The following is an 18,084-nucleotide window of genomic DNA, read 5'->3' on the forward strand; positions in this document are numbered from 1 at the left end:
TGGTCGAAGACATGGGGGTACGGGCAAAAGTGTTACATGATTTTCGGATCCGTCAAGCCGCGTTCCGGTACGGCGTGTTTGCGGCGACTTCTCCAGCCCAGTTCTCGTACTCGGAAGGGGTCATCAGAAGGCCGCAGTTTCGGCATTCGACGTAGTCAGCGCCGTCGGCGAGGGCGAGCGCCCGCCATTCGCAGCGCTTGCACGGGGCGGCCTTCTGTTCCATGCGGGCATCACGGGCGGTGAACCGTTCTGCGGCACGGTGAAAGGCCCGGATCTGCGCCGCAGGGTTGCCACTGCCCCGCTCGTGGACTTCACCGGCCGCGGGGTGGTGCTCCAGCACCCAGTCCAGGTGGGCTTCGAGGAAGCGAACCGTGGAGGTTACCGCTGCGCCTTCGCGGAAGTCTGTCGGCCGTGGGCCGAGCTGGCGGAGGCCGCGGATGTCGTCCTCGATCTCGGTGAGGCCACCGATGATGTGGTCGGTGAGGAGCCTGCTGGCTTGCCCGGGCCAGGGTGCGATGCCGGCGGGCCGGCTGGTCGTGACGTCTGCGGGGCGGGCGGTGCCGTGGGTGGCCTCCAGCCATATTGCGGCGAGGAGTTCGGGGAGGCGGGTGAGGTCTTGGCGAGTGCGGTCGGCGCAGGGTTGGCAGTGCACGGGGCGGCCCCAGGTGGGGGCGTACTCGTGGGGGAGGCCGGCGTGTTCGGCTTCGCGCCAGGCTCGGTTACAGGATCCGGGGCATGGGGTGGGGGCGCTGGGCATGCTGGTCCTCCCGGGCGGCGGGGTGATCAGACCAGTGTGGCACCGATCCGAAATCTGTCACCCCGCCGTTGCTGGTGGCCAGTCGGCATCGGCCTACGGGTGTCGTCGAACCTGAGTGATCAGCAACTCGAACCGGAGCCGGTAGATCTCTCTGACGAGTTCACGAGCGGCTGAAGGTGGCGTCGCCGGGTGGCCGTCGGAGTTCGTCTTCGATGGCGGCGAGCAGGTCGGGGCGGATCGACTCCTGGAGCATGCCTAGCAGAGTCCGCCGTAGTAACCGTCGAGCTGGACGTCCAGTTCGGCGAGGTCGGGGTGTGCGGCGACATCACGGGTGTCACCATCCACCATGGCTGCAGTGAGAGCTTTCATGGCGCGGGCGGCTTCGAGGCTGGTGGCGTTGAGTTCGTCTCGGGCGGCGGCGCCGCGATGGGCAGCGGCGCGCAGACGGTAGGCCCTGATCCAGAACTCTTCTCGCTCACCGGGAGTCATGCCTCATCCTCTCGCGCGAAGGCCCGCCCCGGGTAGCGCCGGGGCGGGCTGCAGATCATTCTGTCGGCAGCGAGTACTGCTTGACCGCCCCGACCTTCTCCACCACGACGCCGTGCTGCACCCACACCTCCAGGGCGCGGCGGACGGTGTCCAGGCTGTTGTACGGGCCAAGCTCGCAGAGGTCGCCCTTGGTGGCGTAGCCCTGCTGCTCGCAGACCTCTACGAGCACCTTGTACAGGCCCGGCCATTCGTCGGCGCCGACGCGCGTCCCGTCCGGGTAGAGCAGTTGTGGCTTGGCGGGCTGCTCCGGCTTCGTCAGGTCGGCCCGCTGGCCCTGCGGGGCGAACCGGCCGATCGGCTGCGCCGACATGTTGCTGTGCAGGTGCGCGACGTCCGCAGCGATGTCCTTGTCGGACACGTACTCGACACGGATCCGGGCCGGCATAACACCGGTGGGCATCTCGGGGCAGGCCAAGAAGATCTCGCCGGGCCGTCGAAGCTTCGCCGGGTCCAGACCCAGCGCCTGGTACCGCTTCCCGAACACGAACTGGGCGTGGTCCGGGTCGGCAACCAGGGTGGAGATCCGGTTGACGTAGTTCCCGCGGGCATCGGTCCGGCCGCCGAAGACCGTTGACGACGGCTGCTGGGTTGCCGAGACGAACTGCATGCCCAGGAACCGCAGTAGCGCGAGGGCCGACTCGTACAGCTTCGTGATGGCAGGCTCGGCGGGAAGACCATCCGGGTTGAGCCTCCGCACCTCGGCCTCCTCCTTGCGGAGTTCCTCGTCCTGCCGGACCAGCTCGCCGAGTTCGTCGCAGACCAGGAACACAGCGGTGCCATGGCCGCGCTTCTGCGGGTCGGGGTGGTTCGGGTCGCCGGGGATCCACTTGCGTACAGCGGGTCCGCCGCTGGCGAGGGACCGCCTTGACAGGTTCTCCAGGTGGGCGCCGCGGCGCTCGCCTTCGGCCAGGAGGTCCTTGAGGAGTTCGCGTGCCTCTTCCGGGGTGCGGGCGAGGCGCTTCAGGAGTGGCGCCCAGGGGCCGAGTTCGGGTGCGCCGGGCTTGAGGTCGATGCCGTAGATCTCGACGTGCTGCTTCTTGAGGAGCTTCTTGATGATGAGGTTGGCGACACCGGACTTGCCCCAGTCGCTGGCGCCGGCGATGAGGGTGTGGCGGTAGAGCGTTGTCAGGTAGATGGGCTGCCCGTACTCGTCCCAGCCGAGGCGGATGGGGTCGGCGACGTTGGTGGAGTCGTCGGCGGCGTAGGGGATGACGTCGTCGTGGAACGGACCGCAGGGAATGCGAATCGTCGACTGGTCCTCCTCGTTGGTGGCGTTGCTGGTCGCGGCGGCTTTGAGTTCAGCCTTGCCCTTGTCCATCTGGACCTGCACGTCGACGCTGGCGTTGGCGTTCGCCGTGGCGTTCGACTTGGAGGGCAGTTCCTTGTGTCCCTTGCGGTGCGCGAGAAGCCAGGGCACGTACATCGCGTACGCGGCGCCGGTGGTGACTGCGGCAGCGGTGAGGGAGATCCCGCCGGGGCCGGCGCCGACGGCGGTGGCGACGTCGGCGAACGTCATGGTCAGGCCCGCGCCAGCGTGGACGAGCCTGTCGTTCTTCTCTTTCACCCCGCAGGCGGTGATCCCCGCCCCGGCGAGGGCGAGGCCCGCGTAGGCGGCGGTCCCCCAGCCTCCGACGCCGGCGAGGTTCTGCCACCAGCCGAGGCCGGTGACCGTGCCGACGACGGCGGTGGGGACGAGCTCGACTCGGTAGCGGACGACCAGAGCGCCGACCCGGTTGGCGACGGTGATGCAGCCCTCGAAGAAGCGGCGGGAGAGGGACGGCTTGGCCTGGACGGGCAGGTAGACGGAGTCCTGGGCCTGGGCGGGGGCCGGCGACGACGATGCCGGGAGGCCCGCTTCCGGCGACGTTTCCGCAGGTCGCGGCTCCAGGACGGTCGTCGTCGTCGGCATCGTCGTCATGGTCGTCGCGGGCTGGGAGCGTTGGGGGCGGGGGATGAACGGGAGGACGTTGTCGGCCTCGGCGGGCGTGTATTGCTGGGCCACGGAGGCCTCCTCAGGGGGGTTCGGCGGTGCGGGGAAGCGGGTCGGGTTGAGCTGAGGGCAGGTGGCGTGCGCCCAGTCGGGCTGGGCGCCGCCATCAGGCCGTCAGATCAGTCGTCGGTGCCTGAGCGCTGAGCGCCCCCGGGCTGGGCGGCCGACGGGTACTTCGTGAGCTCAGGGTTGTGCTGCTCGGCGCGCTCACGGATCCGCTGGGCAGTCGGCCGGGACACGGCGTCGTGGCCAGCGTCGATGAGCGCGTCGCGGATCTCGGTCCATTCCGGGCGCCGGTTGAGCGCCTTGTAGAGCGGCACGATGAGCGCGCTGCGAGCGTCGCCGAGCGCCCGGACGGTGCTGGCGCTCGTGCGAGCGTGAGCGGCGGGCCGGGCGCGTTTGGTGAGCGTGACGGCGCTCTGAGCGCGCTCAGGCTGGGAGTCGCTGTCGGCGCTCACCGGTGCGGGGGCGGGGGCGCTCACGGGCGCGCTCATCCCAACGGTGACCTGGGGCTGTGGTGGGGTGAGCGGGGGGTGAGCGGGGCTCGTGAGCGCCGGGCGCTCAGTGACGCTCAGGCCAGCCCGCTCGGGTTCCGCGCTCACGCTCAGGCGCTCACCCTCAGCCGGGCGCTCACCGTCGAAGGCCGGTGCGAGCTCACCCAGGTGCAGGAGAGCGCGCTCACGAATGGGCGCCCGGAACCACCAGAGCCACCCGTAGCGCTCACGGAGGGACGCTCGCGCGAGAAGGCGCTCACGCTCACGGGAGAGCGCGCTCGTGTAGGAGGTCTCCTCCCACAAGACCATGCGGCGCCAGAGCGCGCTCGTCTTGATCGGGGCGAGCGCGAAGCGAGCGCGCCGGATCCGCTCCATGCGCTTTCCGGTCGCGGCGCCGATGATGACGCGGTAGACGTGGCCGGCGATCTCGGAGCAGACGACCCAGACGAGGGGGAGAGCGCCGTGGCCGATCTGAGCGGCGAGCGTGCTGTCGGCCTTCGCAGGGAGCGCGGCGTGGCCGAGGGGGGTGAGCGGGTTCGCGGCGGCCTGGACGTTGAGGTACACGGTGACTGCCGTGAGCGCCATGGGTACCGCGCGGACCCATGCGAGTTCCATGTCCATGCGGATCAGGAGGAGGTGGGCGATGGTGAAGCCGGGGATGGCGAGGTCGATTGCGATGGGGAGGAGCTCGGGGGTCTGGAAGCCCCAGCGGGTGGCGGCTGCGGTGACGGACTGGAAACTGGCGATCAGGCCGATGGTGCCGACTGCGAGGAGCAGTGCGACGGTGAGGTAGAGGAGGCACTGCTCGCCGTTGGTGAGCGCGGGGGGCTTCTTGAGCGTGGTGCTGTCGGCCGGGTTGGTCTGGCGAGTCATGACGCTCACCTCCTTGGGTGGCTAGCGGTTGGTGGGCGGTTGGTTGGGGTGATGGCGTGAGCTGTGGTGGTGAGGGCCCAGAGGATGGCGGTGGCGACGACGCGGAGTCCGTGGGCTGCGCCGAGGAGCATGAGGGCGGTGGTGGCGCGGAGCTGACGGTGGTGGCCGTCGAGGAGGTGGGGGAGGTTGAGGCGGAGGGCGGCGGCGGCGAGGGCGAGGATCGCGTAGTGGGCGACGGCGGCGAGGAGGAGGGTGGTGACCGCCGCCCCGGGGGTCTGGGTGGCGGCCAGGCCGGCGAGGGCGAGGCTGATGGTGGTGAGCGCGTGTTGCTCGGCTGGGGCGGCGGTGCGGGCCATGGTGGGCTCCGGGGTCAGGTGGTGCGGCGGTAGTAGGCGGAGGCGATGAAGGCGGCGAGGAGGCTGACCGCGGCGAGGTGCGCGGCGCGCAGGGCCCTGTCCGCGGGGTGGGGCCTGGCGAGGAAGATCAGGTAGTCGGTCATTACTCGGGCTCCTTTGAAGCCGGGACCGTGACGGTCCGCTCAGATCACATGCGGGCAGCGATCGCGATGTCGGCCCTGCAGTCGCTGGGGATGAGGCGGTCGAGTGCGGCGGCTGCGGGGCTTCCGTACGGGGCGATCGCCAGGTCGTAGATCGGGTCGCCGTGGAAGGCGTTCCGCATCTGGGCGCTCATGCCGGTGGCGAGCGCGGTGAGCGTGCAGGACTGGGGGACGGTGACGGTTCCTGACGCGTTGCCGATGCGGTCGTCGTCGGGGATGACGAAGAACGTCCACTGGCCGGGGGTGATGATGGTGGTGCCGCCGTGGGTGCTGTAGGCGATGACGCCGTCGGGCCAGGTGTCGGGCTCGGTGTGCTGGGACCAGGTGGTCATGATGCCTCTTTCGGCGGTTGGGGCAGACGTGATCGTTGATTCAGGCCAGGCAGGCAGCCGAACCTCTGGGGCCCCTACTTCGGGGTGATGACGAGGTCGACCACGGTCCCGGGCACGCGAGTCAGGGTGGCGACGCCGGCAGCGAGCGAGCCCAGGGTGTGCGGGGTGGTGACCTGGGTGTCGATCTCCTTCAGGTTGATGCCGATGCCGTTGCTGTCGCGCAACTCGGTGGTGAGGGTGGCCATGTAGCTCCCGGGCGGGACCGGGGTGTTGGCTCCGTGCTGGCTCAGGGACAGGGTGGTCATGGCGGTGGGGCCTCTCAGGTGAGGCCTGCTGCGGTCCGCAGCAGGGTGTGGGCGTCGGGTCGCCTGGGCCGGGATGTCGTCAGGCGCCGGTCGCGGTCCAGATCTCCTCGCTCGTGACCCCGGCGGCCAGGGCCTTGTCGATGGCGTCTCGTGCTGCGGTGCGGGCCTTCTCGGCCTCAGGGGAGTTGGCGTCGTCGTTGTGGTCGATGGAGATTTGGGCGGCCGCGGCGATCGCTTCCAGGGCGGCGCGGGCGAGGGGGTGGCTCATCGGGGTCTCTCCGTCAGGCTCGGGCTGCGGCGGCGCGCAGCAGGTGGTGGACGTCGTTCTGGCAGGTGGTGGGGAGGTCGTTCCAGGTGTCGACGGGCACCGGGGTGCCCTGGTAGCCGAGGGCGTTGCCGATCAGCAGCCGGGCCTGCCAGGCGGTGGCCGGGGTGCCGTAGCCTGCGGCCAAGACCTGGATGTGGGCGCCGAGGACGCAGACGGCCCCGGTGTCGTCCCAGAGGCGGCCCTGAGTCCAGCCGTGCTGCCGGATGTAGCGGTCCATGAGGTGCAGGTACTGGCGGGCGGTGACCGGGACGGTCGGGCGCCGGCGCAGGATTCGGTCGGTGAGGGTGTGCACCGGGGCGGGGGCGTCGTGCCACCAGGGCTTCGGTGCTTTGGGGCTGGTCCCGCGCGGCGTGCTGGTGTGGGCCTCGGCGATCGCTGTACGGAGTCGGGCACGCCAGGCTGGTGTGGGGGCGACGGTGGCGAGGTAGGCCTCGACCTCGGCGACTAGGAGGGGGCCGAGCAGCTCGGCGAGGTCGATGTCGAGGTCGGTGGTCGCGGTGGGCATCTCGGCCTCCTTCCTGGTCGCGGGGTGTGAGGGCGTGATGTTGGTCAGGCGCGGTGAACTGAGCAGGCGTTCACGTGGATCGGCCCGTACTCCTGAGAGGTGATGACACACAGGCACGTCTCGCAGGTCGCGCCAGCGATAGGCAGCTGGGCTGTGGCGTGGCCGACGAGCATCGGTCGGCCGCAGCAGACCAGGGTGTCGTAGTCGGCGTGGGTGAGGGTGTCGCCGTCGGCGAGCTGGGGCATGGGTCAGGCCTCCGTGATGTAGTTCTGTGCAGGTGGTGCGAGGGTGCGACTCGTGCGGTGCGTCGCACCCCTCGCGGCTGACTGTCGGTCAGGCCCTGGGGGAGCGGCCGGTCAGCAGCTGGCGCAGCGCGTCGATGCCGTACAGCTCGATGACCATCTCGACGGCGCTCTCCAGGTCCAGGGCGGTGGAGGAGGTCTTCTCGCCGGCGAGCGCGGCGGCCTCGGCGGCGACCTCGTTGTCGACGGCGCGGGTCATGAGGTTGTAGATGCGCGGCCACTCGGCGTCGGTCACCGTCGTGGGGGTCGTGAGCATCGGGATCTCTCCTTCTTGGGATCGGGTCGGTCAGGCGGGCAGGAGCAGGTGCGGGTGGTCGAGGGGTTAGGGGTCGGCTCAGGCCGCGAGGGCGGCGACGGTGGCCGGGTACTCGCGCTCCAGGCGGCGCGTGAGCTCCATGTACTCGGCGGAGTCGTAGACCCGGCGCAGGACCTCCGCGCCCATTCCGCGCTCGAACTCGGCGTCGCGGCGAGCGTCCAGCTCGTCCTGGTCGCGCTGCGTCCACTGCCGGGTCGTGGCGAGCACGCCGTGCTTGCGCCACACGTCCCAGCTGGACGTGAGGTTGGAGGCGGTGACCCAGTGGCCGGTCTGCGGGCCCCAGCTCACCCGCCGGTCCCAGACGTAGGCGCCGTGGACGGGCCGGCTGATGTGGCCGGCGTGAACCAGGTCCATGCCCAGCGTCGGCCGCACCGTGTAGTACGTGGTGCCGGCCTTCACGGTCTTCGCCCAGATGGCGTGCTCTCGGCGCATGTCCCGCAGCGCGCGCTCACTCAGCATCCGGTCGTCGATCCGGGCGATCCGGCCGGCCGCACCGGCGGACATGCTGCTCATCAGGTCACGCAGGCCCATAATGGGTACTCCTGTCTACTCAGTTGGGTGGATGAGGGCCCGGGGCGGCCGGCGAGTTTGGCGACGAGACGGCCGCCCCGGGGCGAATTCAGATGACGCAGTCGTCCGCGTGAGCCTTGGCTTCGCGGCGCAGGTCGTTGACGGACGCGCGGTCGTCGGAGTGGGCGAGGTTGCGGGTCTGCACGGAGGTGCCGCAGTTGTCGCACCCCCACCAGGCGTACGAGACGCCGTTCCTGTGGTCCTGGTAGACCACCGTGTTCTTGCTCGGGTTTCCGGCGGTCGGGTAGCGGGCGACGCTCATTCAGATCCTTCCGGTGGGTGCTGATCGGGGGGCGCGGCGAAGTCAGACCCAGTGCCAGACCGAGTTGGTGCGGCCGGCTTTGGCAGCGGCCGCACCGAGCTCGTAGCAGGCGGGTCGCCACCGGCGGTCGGCGAGCGGTGCGAGGGTCTTGAACGCCTCGCCCATGCGGCGGGCCTGCTCGGGCTGGATGTCGTACGAGTCGCTGCTGCGGTTGAACAGAGGCTGGATGGCCTCCCATTCGCGGCGCGTCGCGATCCGGAGGAGATGCTCTCCAAGCGCAACGTGGGAGCTGTAGGAGCGGGTCCCGCCGGTCTGGTTGTGGTCCCAAGACCAGACCATCAGGCCGCCTGCTCGCGGTTGACGTGGACGTACCCGTGGGCGCCGAACTCCTTCCGGGCGAACGCCCGCAGCGTGTCGTCACTGATGTCGCCGTAGGTGTTGGCGGAGTTGAGCACCGCGGTGTCGGTCTCGGGGTCGCGGTGGATCAGGTCAGCGCGCTGGCCGAGGAGCTTGTCGATGGTGGTCATGTCGTTGTCCCTTCGGGGGTGTTGATGTGTCAGCGGGTCTGTTCGATGTGCTGGTCGGCCAGGCCCTCGACCTTGTCGAGAACGTCGCGGAAGTGGTTGCTGTTGTCCGCGCGAACCGGACTGATGCTGGCCCCGCAGTTGCAGCCGAACCAGAACTCGGAGTTGCGGTTCCGGACGACGGCGACGTGACCGCTGGCGCTGTAGACCTGGAACACGGAGACGACGGTGTCGCGGTCCGACAGGTCGGCCGGCCAGTGCTGGCGGGCCAGTTCGTGACGCAGACTCATGACGTTTCCTTTCACGCGGCGGCCGGGTAGCGGTGCCCGGCGCCGAGACGGTGGAGGAGTTCGGTCGCGCGGGCGTCCGCGGTGTCGTTGAGGCTGTCGAGGACCGCGTCGACGGCGGCCTCACGCTCGGCCGGCGTCGCGTCCGGGCGGAGCCGACCGAGGGCGATCTCGACGCTGACGATGCCGTCGAAGCGCTCCTGCATGGTCATCAGGCGGTCCTCCAATTGGGGGCGATCTCCCAGGTGGCGGTGTAGCCGTTGGCCTGGGCGGTGGCGATGCGCTTGTCGCGGTCGGCCTCGCCGTAGGCGCTGATCCCGGACGCGGCCGGAGAGACGCCAGCACTGGCGAGGGACTTGCCGAGCGTGTCCAGGTAGGGGGAGCCGTCGGGGTTGAACACCCGGACGATGTAGACGGTGCGGTCACTCACCGGAGTCCTCCTCGTCGCCCTCCAGCAGGAGGTCGAGGTACGGGGTCCCGTCCGCCGCCGTCATCAGGCACAGCAGCTCGACGAGGTCTCGGCAGTCCGGGTCGCCCAAGGGGCGCGGAACGATGTCGCCGGCGGCCATCAGACGATGTCCAGCGGATTCCGGGTCCGGGTCGCGCGCTCCGCCTTGAGGCACCGCAGCAAGTCCTGCTGCGCCGTCAGCTCGTCAGCGATGGACTTCCGTTCGGCGGGGTCTCCGGCTGCGGCAGCGAACGCGGCGGCGGTCTCCGCGATCTGGCTCTCCAGCAGGGCGATCTGCTCGTCGACGTTCACTGCGGCTCCTTCTTGGTCGGGTCGATCGGCTTGCGCGGCCGCGGGATCTTCGGGATCACCGGCCGGTTGTCCCAGGTCACCGCATGGCCTCGATGACCGCAGCACTGTGATGCGAGCCGGCCATCACACGACGTCCAGCGGGCCGCTGAACCGGGCCGCCTGCGCCTTCAGCGCGTCCAAGCCGGCATTCATCCGCGACAAGGCCTGGCCCGCCGCCGCCTTCTCCATGAAGTCGGTCGCGGTCGCGACCAGCTCGGCGAGAACCTGACGGCGCTTCTCGGCACGGGCGATCTGCTCGTTGATGTCCATGGGGGTCACTTCGCCGGCTGCGGGTTCGGCAGGGGCGGCAGCGGGTCGTGGCCGTAGCCACCGTTCGTCGAGTGGTCGCCGCCACCGTCTCCGTTGGCGAAGGCGCGGTCGGGGGTGGGCATGGGGGCCTCCTTGGCGTGGCGCTGACCGATGTCGGGCGCGCCGTAGGCGGGGGTAGGGCGAGAGGGCTGCGGGCCGGGCTCGACAGGGTCGAGGCCGGGCCACAACCCCCGGTGCAAGGAGGAGGCCGCCTTCATCTGCTCGGAGGTGGGGAGGGCCGCAGCGTCGACACGCTTGCCCTGGGATGTCCCACCGCTCGTAGCAGCCGTACGATCAGACATGAGTGGCCTCTCCTGATTTGCGCAGGTGTGGCTAGTCGGGCCCTGCTGGTGTGTCACCACCAGCGGGGCCGTTTCTGGTTGGTACGAAAGAACCGTAGCATGCGCCACGGCGCGTGGGATAGCCTAAGCGAGGAAACACGCCGATGACTCACTGCAAGGAGGACGGATGACCGGGGACGAAACCCGTCGCGTAGCCGATGCGCTGCGCCAAGCGATCGAGACTGGCGAGTACTCCCCGGGCGACAAGTTGCCTACAGGGGAGAAGCTCGCCGAGAAGTACGGAGTCCACCGCGGCACCGCGATGAAGTCAGTCCGCGCCCTGGCTGCCGAGGGGTACGTGGAACTCGTTCCGCGGCAGGCGCCAAGGGTGCGCGAGCGGCCCCGGAGCCGGCTGGTTGTCCGGGACCGGACGGTCTATCGCGACGAGCTCGGCTACTTCTTCGACCAGAACGCAAAGAACTGGGCAGCCGTGGAAGCGCCGACGCGTGGGATCGCCGTGCCCCCGGACCACATCGCCGATCTACTCGGAGTCCCCCGCGGACAGGATGTCCTCGTCCGGGAGCGAAAGATGGGGCCAGCCGACACCAAGCAGGTACTGCAGCTCGCTACCAGCTACCTGCCGATGGCTCTAGTCGCCGAGCTGCCCGCGCTCGGCGCAGAGAAGGCCGGCCCGGGAGGCATCTATGACCGACTCGAAGAGCATTTCCAGGCGCCCCTCGAATGGGAGGAGACTGCCTGGTCGCGGCAGCCAACCGAGGAGGAGCAGGCAGCACTGAAGATCTCGAAGACGATCCCAGTTCTTGTGGTCACTCGGGTGGCCCAGATCATGCGGGATGACGCGTTGATCGGCGCCGAAGTCAACGAGACGCGGATGTCGTCCGAGCGGTTCGCGCTGGCCTACCGCGTACAGCGGAGCGACTCGGCGGCCTGGCCGCGCCAGGCATAGTCGGTCACCGTACCGGGACCCACCTCCCGGTACGGTGGATCACTCCACCCGAGAAGGAACGTTCATGCGCCCTGCCCGTTTTCAGCAGCTTCTCCTCGACGCCGCGGCAACCCTGCCGGGCGCGGCCGCGAAGACCTTCGCCGACACCGGCAACACCCGACACCCGTACGGCGTCGTCATCGAGGCTGGCGGCCGGACCATCAACTGGCAGATTGCAGTGATGGGCGCGCCCGGCGAGAAGTGGGGCGACCACCCCGAGCCGGAGCCGATGCTGGGGGAGAAGCCAGCCGGGCCCGCGATGCCGACCGAGCTGGCCGCAGTCGAGCACGGTCTCGTTGCCGCCCTGCTGGCCGCCGACCCGGGCGAGATCGCCGCCGTCGAGGTCTACTCGCCCCTGCCGAACCCGCCGGCCGTCGGGCACGGCGCCACGATCGACCTGCGCGACGGCTCGCGCGCCTTCATCAACCACGTCCGCTGAACACGCAGCTGCGCCCCGCCCGAGGTCCCTGGGTGGGGCGCAGCTGAGTGTTTCAGGTGTTCTTCTTCTGTGACGGCCAGACCTCGTGTTCCCGGTCCCACCACACGACGTGGAAGACGTTGTCGACCAGGAACCCGTACAGGCGCTGCCTGCCGCCGAACCGCAGGCGCGAGATCCGCGTCATGTCGTTGAGCTTCAGCTCGGCCAGGCGTCGCAGCGCGTCCTTGTTCGGCAGCCGGTGCGTCTCGTAGTGCTTGCCCGGCTCTTCGCCCTTGTTGAACAGCTCCATCAGGGTCTGCGTCTCGACCTCTGCGAGCTTGCGAAGCAGGAACTCCCACTCGCCCGGCGGCAGCTTGGCTATGCCCCACGGGCCGTCGTGGTCGACGTGCGTGAAGCGCCAGCAGATCCGGCCGCCGGAGTTGCCCGAACCGGGCAGTGCCGCGTCCAGGCTGGCCACGTTCTTTGTGGTGCCGCGCTGTGCGGGCAGCTTGGCGACCCGCTTTGCGGCCTTCATTCTGCGCCGGCAGTGAGTGCGCCGAAGTAGTCGGCGATGTCCTCGTCTCGCAGTTCTTCGTTGCTTCGTTCCAGCTCGCGTGCGCCGGCCCGGGTGCGGGCCATCTGCCAAGGCCCGTCCTTGTGGTGGCTGGCTTCGGATAGCTGGTGCGCGGTGTGGTGGCCGAGGTTCTCCAGGACCACGTCGATGGATTCGCGCTGGCTGGCGGTGAGCTGGTCGGGGTCGCCGTTGATGTCGTCGGCGTTCAGGGTGTAGCGGCCCCGATGATCGGCATACAGGCCGGGGGCGACGGGCCCGTTGGCCCACGCCTCGAACCGCTCCGGGAACATCGGCTCGTCGTCCCAGGCCAGGTGGTAGCCGTACGAGAAGTAGGTGAGCTTCTGCAGCTTCATCGCGGACATCGGGCCGTCTTTGGCCAGGATGTACGCGGCTACGTCGTGCACGCTTGCCATGTCTCGGCCTCCCCTTTGCGGTCTGCCCTCACCCTAGCCGAGCACTCCTTGCCGGCTAGGACTCCAACCAGCCGATTGTGCCAAAGGGTGCCGACAGGCAAACCCTCAGGGGCTGGCTCATTGGTTAGGCGCGGTCCGCCCGCTTCTGAAGCTGCTCGACAAACGTGAGGAAGAACTCGCGATCGTCGGCGCGGATGCCAAGCTCCTCGGCGGCTTCCTCGGGCGAGAAGTGGCGGGTGGCTGACTGGGGGGTTTGCAGGCTCTCGGCCGAGATGATGCCTGTCCCCAGCAGCAGATCCATGACTGGCACGCCGAGCGCTGCGGCAATGGCCTCGAAATGCTCTGAGCCCGGGATGCTCTGTCCGTCGAGCCAGCGCCCGACCGTGCTTCGTGAGACCTGGCAGGCATCCGCCAGCGCTGCTCGGCCGCCGCCTTGCTGTTTGTCGACGTCCATGCCGGCCCTCCGCATGGCGGGCTTGAGCCATGAGGCGAATCGCTGGGCAGGTGTGGTGGTCATGGCTTGTCTGCTCCTCCTGCATATGGGTGCGTGGGCCGCGTGCACAGCAATGGTTGCACATGCGCAATCGGTGGCGTCGGAGGGTGGCACGGAAGTCCGGCCGCGCAACATGTTGCGTGCGCGGAACTGTGGGCGTAGTCTGGGGCTAGTTCCGCAGCCGGAATTGATTCCTCAGGAGCAACGGAGGGGGGTGTAATGACTCACCGACTGAACATCGCCAACCTGCGTGAGGTCGCCATCAAGCTCGGAGACAAGAGCGACTACAGCATCGCGAAGCGCTCGGGCGTTTCCCGTGCGACTTTGTCCCGGCTTGCCAGCGGCCAGGCCGAGCCCAGCATCGGCACGCTCATGAAGCTCGCGGCCTCGTATCGGGTGATGGTCGAGTACCTCGTCTGTGAACCCGAGCAGGCTTTGCCGCTCGCCGCATAAACGACAACGGCCCCGCAGAAGCGGGGCCGCCGGAACCAACGCGAGCGCCGCCTGGCCTGGTAACCGAGGCGCCCGCAGAAGGAGTCAGACCATCATGGCAGGTATCGCCAAGAAGTGCACCGGTGCACCCGTCCCCGTGGCGGTGGCCCGATGATCGCCGTCACGGTACACCGTCCCACCGAGGACCTTGCGGTCGGCCAGGCCGACCGCCGCCCGATCCCCGCCCGTACGGGCAAGCAGCTGATGCGCCTGATCGCTTGGGCGCAGCGTGTCGGCGACCGGTACGGCGAGGAGCTGTTCAGGGCCCGCCTGCTGCGCCCCGCGGGCGCCGGCCGGGTGGGGGAGTGAGCGCCATGCAGACCACCCTGAGCGCCACCAGCCCGCGTATCACCGCCGGCCTGATCAACGTGACCCTCCCCGACGACGGTCCGGCGATGCGTGCGACGTGGATCGCGCCGGACCAGGTCGTCGTCGGCTTCGACCCGCGGTTCCTGACCGCCGAGCTGGTCGTCATGGTCCTGCAGTCCGTGCACGGCGACACCATCAGCTTCGTCGAGGGGGTGCCGCAGTGAGGCTGCTCAAGTCCCGTCATGAGAGCCAGCCCGGTGCCGCCGCGCTGATTGCCGCGACTGCCGAGGATGCCCGCCTGCTCGGCTTCGAGAACGTGCGGACGCACTACGAGCCGCCGACCGGATACCACACGGTGACCGGTGATCTGCCGGCGGCGACGGCGCAGCGGACGCTCGACCGGATCCTCGGCCGCTGACATCCCCATGGGCCGCCCCGACGCGGGCGGCCCCCCTTTCGCTCCCCTTCACCCGCCGCGCCCACAGCACAGGCACTCCTTCCCGGAGCACACCGTGAACAACTCCCAGGCCGACAGCGGCCACTCGGGCGTCCATGCCGACGAGCTCTTCCTCAGCGCAACGCTCTCCTTCCGCGCCAAAGGCCTGTTCGGTCTGATCAGCACCTTCGAGGATCGCCGAGGGCTCTCCGCTGAAACGCTCGCCCAGTACTCCAAGGAGGGACTGGGTGCAGTCAAGGCAGCACTGAAAGAGTTGGAGGCGGCTGGCTACCTGCGTAGGCACCGCCACCGGCTCCCGGACGGCACCCTGTCTGGCGTCACCTACGTGCTGCCTGGCTCGCAGGCCGCCGAGGTGGTCGACGCCACCGGCTTCGCCTATGCGATCACGGATCGCAGCCAGCCGTTCGTGAAGATCGGCTGTTCGCAGAACGTCCGCCAGCGGCTGTCAGCCCTCCAGACCTCGTGGCCCGGCCACCTGGAAGTCCTTTGGATGGGGCCGGGAGGCGCGGCGCTCGAAACGCACCTCCACGATGCGTTCGCGAGCCGTCGTGTCCGCGGTGAGTGGTTCGACTTCTCGGGCTGCGCGGCAGCAGCGCTGATCGCCGAGGCAGCCGCGACCTTCCGGAGCGCGCCGTGATCGAGAACATGCGCGGGCGTACCGCCGAGACCAAGTACGGCCGCATCCCCCTGTGGCTGTACGAGGCTGGCGTCTCCCTCCAGGCCATTGCCACCTACGGCTGGCTTCACGGGCGCTACGGCCACTACGACCGCATGATGCCCAGCTACGGCACCCTCGCCAAAGAACTCGGCGTCAGCCGCGGCAGCGTCATCACCTATGTGAAGGCCCTCATGGCGGCCGGCGCGCTGCGCATCGAGGAGTCCGGAGCGGCCGACCACCGCACCAACACGTACGCCATCGCGTTCAACGAACCCTTCCCCGTAGAAGCGCAGGTGGGAGCTGGTCAGCCTGCTGACCAGTCAGGCGAACTGGTCAGCAGGCTGACCAGAACTGGTCAGCGGGCTGACCTAGCTGGTCAGCCTGTTGAACACGAAGAAGACGTTTTTAAGAAGACGTATAAGACCTCCCCCTCCCGTCCCCCGGCGCAGCGGCGAGCCGCGCCAGTTGCCAGGCCGGCCCAAACGGAGGAGGAGGCGGGCAGCAGCCTGGAACTGAACCGCGCGATCCTGTTCCTTCAGCGGCTCCCCGGCCCGTGGACTGTCGGCCCGAAGGACGCCCAGCGGATCGCCCCCGCACTCCTCGGCACGGCCGGACGACTCGGCTGGTCCCTTGACGACGACCTCGCCGCCCAGCTGTGCACCAACCCGGACGGGATCAACAGCTACGCCGCGGTCCTGGAGCGGGACCGGATCCCGAACCTGATCCCGCACCAGGCCGTGCACGGCCAGCGCAGCAACCTCAAGCCGGCGTGCGGCACCTGTCTCGACAACAACCCGCACGCGGCCCACAACCCCCGCTGGCGCACCCGCAGCGGGCAGCCCTGCCCGGCCTGTCACCCCAACGTCCACGCCAGCGCGGCCTGACCCTCCAGGAGCCTCCCTGTGACCATGTACCTCGTCGAACCCCAGCCCGAGGACTACGAGCCCGAACCCGAGCCGGAGTCGGACGTCATCCCGGCCGGCGGCCCCAGCAACCTCCAGGCCGAACAGGCCACCGTCGGCGGCATGATGTTCGACCGCGACAAGGTCGGCGAAGTCTGCTCCGTCCTCAAGCCCCGCGACTACCAGCGGCCTGCGCACGAGGAGATCCACAAGGCCATCGTCCGCCTGTTCTCCCGTGGCGAGCCCACCGACCCGATCGCCGTCACCGCGGAGCTCGCCCGTACCGGCGACCTGCAGCGGGTCGGCGGTGCCCCTTACCTCCACGCCCTGATGGAGACGGCGAGGACCGCGCTGGACGCGGCGTACTGCGCGAGCATCGTCCACGAGCAGGCCGTGCTGCGCCGCCTCGTCAAGGCCGGGATGCGCATCACCGACATGGGCCGGGCTGCCGAGGGCAACGTGCGGGAGATCGTGGACGCCGCACAGAAGGAGCTTTTCGAGGTCGCCGACGAGCACGCCGAGGAGGACATGCTTGCGGTCGCTGACACGATGGGCGGCCACCTCGATGACGTCGAGGCACGTAAGGCGAACCAGGGCAAGCTCGTCGGCGTTCCGACGGGCTACGCCGACCTTGATGCGCTGACCGGGGGCCTCCGGGGCGGTCAGATGATCGTGGTGGCGGCGCGGCCGGCGATGGGCAAGTCCACGCTCGCCCTGGACTTCGCCCGCTCCGCCGCGATCCAGCACGGCCTGCCGACCGTCATCTTCAGCCTGGAGATGAGCCGCGGCGAGATCCATGACCGGCTGCTGTCGGCCGAGGCGAAGGTCCTGCTTGAACGGGTGCGCTCCGGCAACTTGACCGACGACGACTGGACGCGGATCGCCCGCCGGATGCCGGCCATCACCGCGGCTCCGCTGTACATCGACGCCTCGGCGCAGCTCACCGGCATGGACATCCGCACCAAGGCGCGTCGGCTCGCGCAGAAGCACCCGCTTGGCCTGGTCGTCATCGACTACCTGCAGCTCATGCAGTCCGGTGGGGGGAAGGCCGAGAACAGGCAGCTTGAAGTGTCGGAGATCTCCCGCGGGGCGAAGACCCTGGCGAAGGAGCTCAACGTGCCGGTGGTGGCCCTGTCGCAGTTGAACCGCGGCCCGGAGCAGCGGCAGGACAAGAAGCCGGTCGTCTCGGATCTGCGCGAGTCGGGGTCGATCGAGCAGGACGCCGACATGGTCATCCTGCTGCACCGGGAGGACGCGTACGAGAAGGAGTCGCCGCGCGCGGGCGAGGCCGATCTGATCGTTGGGAAGCACCGTAACGGGCCGACGGCGACGATCACCGTGGCCAGCCAGCTGCACTACAGCCGGTTCACCGACCTCGCCAGGGAACAGTGATGGCCGCCTCTGCGCGGCGATGCGCCGATTGCGGGTCGTCGGCAATGTATGCACGAGACCGCTGCCAGCGCTGTTACCTCAAGCTGCGCGCGCTGCTGAAGCAGACGGGCCAGTTCGCGCCGATCCTTCTCCACGGTCACGCGGAGGAGAAGTTGAACGCCCGCACGGAGCCGGGCCCCGGTGGCTGTGTTCTCTACACCGGCACGATCAACCCGCGCGGCTACGGGGAGTTGAGTGTGAACGGGGCCTCCCGGCTCGCGCACCGAGTGGCCTACGAACTCAAGGTCGGCCCCATACCGGCGGGGCTGGCTCTTGACCACACGTGCCACAACCTGGACCTGTCGTGCCAGGGGGGTCCGCGGTGCGTGCACCGCAGGTGCATCAACGTTGAACACCTCGAACCGGCCACGCTCGCCGAGAACACGCGGCGTGGCCGCGGCGGGGTGCGGAACGCCATCAAGACTCATTGCCCGGCCGGCCATGCGTACGACGCAGAGAACACGTACCTGTACGACGGGCGACGGTACTGCAAGGCGTGCAACCGGCTCCGTGAGTGGGTCGGGACGCGTGGGCCTGCCCACTGACTCCGGCACACCGAAGGGGAGTTGAGCGCATTTCGTCACGTCAGCGG

The 18,084-nt window shown here is 69.3% G+C and carries 35 protein-coding genes; 10 read left to right on the forward strand and 25 right to left on the reverse strand.

Annotation, left to right across the window (positions count from 1 at the left end; genetic code table 11):
* Nucleotides 1-52 precede the first annotated feature (52 nt).
* The 22 genes from AB0D10_RS05175 to AB0D10_RS05280 form a co-directional block, all read right to left on the reverse strand.
* The gene (locus AB0D10_RS05175; protein WP_360251489.1) at nucleotides 53-652 is read right to left on the reverse strand and encodes a hypothetical protein; all 600 of its coding nucleotides are present in this window, start codon (nucleotides 650-652) and stop codon (nucleotides 53-55) included.
* A 360-nt stretch (nucleotides 653-1,012) separates the two neighbouring features.
* Nucleotides 1,013-1,246 carry a hypothetical protein gene (locus AB0D10_RS05180; protein ID WP_360251492.1) on the reverse strand — a complete coding sequence of 78 codons (234 nt, stop codon included), beginning with the start codon at nucleotides 1,244-1,246 and terminating at the stop codon, nucleotides 1,013-1,015.
* A gap of 55 nt (nucleotides 1,247-1,301) precedes the next feature.
* Nucleotides 1,302-3,308, reverse strand: coding sequence for an FtsK/SpoIIIE domain-containing protein (locus AB0D10_RS05185; RefSeq protein WP_360251495.1), 2,007 nt, complete (start codon nucleotides 3,306-3,308; stop codon nucleotides 1,302-1,304).
* A 107-nt stretch (nucleotides 3,309-3,415) separates the two neighbouring features.
* A complete protein-coding gene (locus AB0D10_RS05190) occupies nucleotides 3,416-4,663 on the reverse strand; it encodes a DUF2637 domain-containing protein (RefSeq protein WP_360251498.1) in 1,248 nt (415 codons plus the stop codon).
* A 5-nt stretch (nucleotides 4,664-4,668) separates the two neighbouring features.
* Nucleotides 4,669-5,019 carry a hypothetical protein gene (locus AB0D10_RS05195; RefSeq protein ID WP_360251501.1) on the reverse strand — a complete coding sequence of 117 codons (351 nt, stop codon included), beginning with the start codon at nucleotides 5,017-5,019 and terminating at the stop codon, nucleotides 4,669-4,671.
* Between the two features lie 14 nt (nucleotides 5,020-5,033).
* Nucleotides 5,034-5,162, reverse strand: a complete 129-nt coding sequence (locus AB0D10_RS05200) for a hypothetical protein (RefSeq protein WP_360251504.1) — start codon at nucleotides 5,160-5,162, stop codon at nucleotides 5,034-5,036.
* Nucleotides 5,163-5,206: 44 nt separating this feature from the next.
* Nucleotides 5,207-5,551 carry a hypothetical protein gene (locus AB0D10_RS05205; RefSeq protein ID WP_360251507.1) on the reverse strand — a complete coding sequence of 115 codons (345 nt, stop codon included), beginning with the start codon at nucleotides 5,549-5,551 and terminating at the stop codon, nucleotides 5,207-5,209.
* Nucleotides 5,552-5,625: 74 nt separating this feature from the next.
* Nucleotides 5,626-5,856, reverse strand: coding sequence for a hypothetical protein (locus tag AB0D10_RS05210; protein ID WP_360251510.1), 231 nt, complete (start codon nucleotides 5,854-5,856; stop codon nucleotides 5,626-5,628).
* A 79-nt stretch (nucleotides 5,857-5,935) separates the two neighbouring features.
* Nucleotides 5,936-6,124, reverse strand: a complete 189-nt coding sequence (locus tag AB0D10_RS05215) for a hypothetical protein (RefSeq protein ID WP_360251513.1) — start codon at nucleotides 6,122-6,124, stop codon at nucleotides 5,936-5,938.
* Between the two features lie 13 nt (nucleotides 6,125-6,137).
* Nucleotides 6,138-6,689 carry a hypothetical protein gene (locus AB0D10_RS05220; RefSeq protein WP_360251516.1) on the reverse strand — a complete coding sequence of 184 codons (552 nt, stop codon included), beginning with the start codon at nucleotides 6,687-6,689 and terminating at the stop codon, nucleotides 6,138-6,140.
* 44 nt (nucleotides 6,690-6,733) lie between these two features.
* Entirely contained in the window at nucleotides 6,734-6,934 is a 201-nt protein-coding gene (locus tag AB0D10_RS05225; RefSeq protein ID WP_360251519.1) for a hypothetical protein, read from the reverse strand.
* A gap of 88 nt (nucleotides 6,935-7,022) precedes the next feature.
* Nucleotides 7,023-7,247 (reverse strand): hypothetical protein, encoded by a 225-nt coding sequence (locus tag AB0D10_RS05230; protein ID WP_360251522.1) that lies wholly within the window; start codon nucleotides 7,245-7,247, stop codon nucleotides 7,023-7,025.
* Nucleotides 7,248-7,325: 78 nt separating this feature from the next.
* The gene (locus AB0D10_RS05235) at nucleotides 7,326-7,838 is read right to left on the reverse strand and encodes a hypothetical protein (RefSeq protein WP_360251525.1); all 513 of its coding nucleotides are present in this window, start codon (nucleotides 7,836-7,838) and stop codon (nucleotides 7,326-7,328) included.
* An 88-nt stretch (nucleotides 7,839-7,926) separates the two neighbouring features.
* On the reverse strand, nucleotides 7,927-8,139 hold the full coding sequence (locus AB0D10_RS05240) for a hypothetical protein (protein WP_360251528.1): 213 nt from the start codon (nucleotides 8,137-8,139) through the stop codon (nucleotides 7,927-7,929).
* 42 nt (nucleotides 8,140-8,181) lie between these two features.
* Complete coding sequence (locus AB0D10_RS05245; RefSeq protein WP_360251531.1) at nucleotides 8,182-8,478, reverse strand: hypothetical protein; 297 nt, start codon at nucleotides 8,476-8,478, stop codon at nucleotides 8,182-8,184.
* Complete coding sequence (locus tag AB0D10_RS05250; protein WP_360251534.1) at nucleotides 8,478-8,666, reverse strand: hypothetical protein; 189 nt, start codon at nucleotides 8,664-8,666, stop codon at nucleotides 8,478-8,480. Before AB0D10_RS05250 ends, AB0D10_RS05245 begins: the two co-directional genes overlap by 1 nt.
* Nucleotides 8,667-8,695: 29 nt before the next feature.
* Complete coding sequence (locus AB0D10_RS05255; protein WP_360251537.1) at nucleotides 8,696-8,953, reverse strand: hypothetical protein; 258 nt, start codon at nucleotides 8,951-8,953, stop codon at nucleotides 8,696-8,698.
* A gap of 11 nt (nucleotides 8,954-8,964) precedes the next feature.
* Entirely contained in the window at nucleotides 8,965-9,162 is a 198-nt protein-coding gene (locus tag AB0D10_RS05260) for a hypothetical protein (protein ID WP_360251540.1), read from the reverse strand.
* Nucleotides 9,162-9,380: a hypothetical protein gene (locus AB0D10_RS05265; protein WP_360251543.1), complete on the reverse strand. Its 219-nt coding sequence runs from the start codon at nucleotides 9,378-9,380 to the stop codon at nucleotides 9,162-9,164. Before AB0D10_RS05265 ends, AB0D10_RS05260 begins: the two co-directional genes overlap by 1 nt.
* Nucleotides 9,373-9,519 (reverse strand): hypothetical protein, encoded by a 147-nt coding sequence (locus tag AB0D10_RS05270; protein ID WP_360251546.1) that lies wholly within the window; start codon nucleotides 9,517-9,519, stop codon nucleotides 9,373-9,375. The genes AB0D10_RS05265 and AB0D10_RS05270 overlap by 8 nt, the downstream gene beginning before the upstream one ends.
* Nucleotides 9,519-9,710: a hypothetical protein gene (locus AB0D10_RS05275; protein WP_360251549.1), complete on the reverse strand. Its 192-nt coding sequence runs from the start codon at nucleotides 9,708-9,710 to the stop codon at nucleotides 9,519-9,521. The genes AB0D10_RS05270 and AB0D10_RS05275 overlap by 1 nt, the downstream gene beginning before the upstream one ends.
* Nucleotides 9,711-9,833: 123 nt before the next feature.
* Nucleotides 9,834-10,019 carry a hypothetical protein gene (locus AB0D10_RS05280; RefSeq protein ID WP_360251552.1) on the reverse strand — a complete coding sequence of 62 codons (186 nt, stop codon included), beginning with the start codon at nucleotides 10,017-10,019 and terminating at the stop codon, nucleotides 9,834-9,836.
* A gap of 507 nt (nucleotides 10,020-10,526) precedes the next feature.
* Between AB0D10_RS05280 and AB0D10_RS05285 the strand changes: the two genes are divergently transcribed.
* On the forward strand, nucleotides 10,527-11,306 hold the full coding sequence (locus AB0D10_RS05285) for a GntR family transcriptional regulator (RefSeq protein ID WP_360251555.1): 780 nt from the start codon (nucleotides 10,527-10,529) through the stop codon (nucleotides 11,304-11,306).
* 64 nt (nucleotides 11,307-11,370) lie between these two features.
* Nucleotides 11,371-11,784 carry a hypothetical protein gene (locus AB0D10_RS05290; RefSeq protein WP_360251558.1) on the forward strand — a complete coding sequence of 138 codons (414 nt, stop codon included), beginning with the start codon at nucleotides 11,371-11,373 and terminating at the stop codon, nucleotides 11,782-11,784.
* 52 nt (nucleotides 11,785-11,836) lie between these two features.
* Here AB0D10_RS05290 and AB0D10_RS05295 read toward each other — a convergent pair whose 3' ends face one another.
* The 3 genes from AB0D10_RS05295 to AB0D10_RS05305 all read right to left on the reverse strand — a co-directional run bounded on the left by AB0D10_RS05295 (nucleotide 11,837) and on the right by AB0D10_RS05305 (nucleotide 13,267).
* On the reverse strand, nucleotides 11,837-12,298 hold the full coding sequence (locus tag AB0D10_RS05295) for a hypothetical protein (protein WP_360251561.1): 462 nt from the start codon (nucleotides 12,296-12,298) through the stop codon (nucleotides 11,837-11,839).
* Nucleotides 12,295-12,750, reverse strand: coding sequence for a type II toxin-antitoxin system antitoxin SocA domain-containing protein (locus AB0D10_RS05300; RefSeq protein ID WP_360251564.1), 456 nt, complete (start codon nucleotides 12,748-12,750; stop codon nucleotides 12,295-12,297). The genes AB0D10_RS05295 and AB0D10_RS05300 overlap by 4 nt, the downstream gene beginning before the upstream one ends.
* Nucleotides 12,751-12,874: 124 nt before the next feature.
* Entirely contained in the window at nucleotides 12,875-13,267 is a 393-nt protein-coding gene (locus AB0D10_RS05305; RefSeq protein WP_360251567.1) for a helix-turn-helix transcriptional regulator, read from the reverse strand.
* 195 nt (nucleotides 13,268-13,462) lie between these two features.
* On the opposite strand from AB0D10_RS05305, the gene AB0D10_RS05310 reads away from it, so the two are divergent.
* From AB0D10_RS05310 to AB0D10_RS05345, 8 genes are all read left to right on the forward strand, one after another.
* Nucleotides 13,463-13,696, forward strand: coding sequence for a helix-turn-helix transcriptional regulator (locus tag AB0D10_RS05310; protein WP_360251570.1), 234 nt, complete (start codon nucleotides 13,463-13,465; stop codon nucleotides 13,694-13,696).
* 150 nt (nucleotides 13,697-13,846) lie between these two features.
* Nucleotides 13,847-14,044 (forward strand): hypothetical protein, encoded by a 198-nt coding sequence (locus AB0D10_RS05315; RefSeq protein ID WP_360251573.1) that lies wholly within the window; start codon nucleotides 13,847-13,849, stop codon nucleotides 14,042-14,044.
* Nucleotides 14,045-14,049: 5 nt separating this feature from the next.
* A complete protein-coding gene (locus AB0D10_RS05320; RefSeq protein WP_360251576.1) occupies nucleotides 14,050-14,268 on the forward strand; it encodes a hypothetical protein in 219 nt (72 codons plus the stop codon).
* Entirely contained in the window at nucleotides 14,265-14,462 is a 198-nt protein-coding gene (locus tag AB0D10_RS05325) for a hypothetical protein (protein WP_360251579.1), read from the forward strand. Before AB0D10_RS05320 ends, AB0D10_RS05325 begins: the two co-directional genes overlap by 4 nt.
* Before the next feature lie 94 nt (nucleotides 14,463-14,556).
* On the forward strand, nucleotides 14,557-15,138 hold the full coding sequence (locus tag AB0D10_RS05330; protein ID WP_360251582.1) for a GIY-YIG nuclease family protein: 582 nt from the start codon (nucleotides 14,557-14,559) through the stop codon (nucleotides 15,136-15,138).
* Nucleotides 15,135-16,043, forward strand: a complete 909-nt coding sequence (locus AB0D10_RS05335) for a hypothetical protein (protein WP_360251585.1) — start codon at nucleotides 15,135-15,137, stop codon at nucleotides 16,041-16,043. The genes AB0D10_RS05330 and AB0D10_RS05335 overlap by 4 nt, the downstream gene beginning before the upstream one ends.
* Before the next feature lie 18 nt (nucleotides 16,044-16,061).
* Complete coding sequence (gene dnaB / locus AB0D10_RS05340) at nucleotides 16,062-17,453, forward strand: replicative DNA helicase (protein WP_360251588.1); 1,392 nt, start codon at nucleotides 16,062-16,064, stop codon at nucleotides 17,451-17,453.
* Nucleotides 17,453-18,037 carry an HNH endonuclease signature motif containing protein gene (locus AB0D10_RS05345; protein WP_360251591.1) on the forward strand — a complete coding sequence of 195 codons (585 nt, stop codon included), beginning with the start codon at nucleotides 17,453-17,455 and terminating at the stop codon, nucleotides 18,035-18,037. The genes dnaB and AB0D10_RS05345 overlap by 1 nt, the downstream gene beginning before the upstream one ends.
* Nucleotides 18,038-18,084: the final 47 nt, after the last annotated feature.

This window comes from Kitasatospora sp. NPDC048545, assembly GCF_040651155.1.
Taxonomy (GTDB): Bacteria; Actinomycetota; Actinomycetes; order Streptomycetales; family Streptomycetaceae; genus Kitasatospora.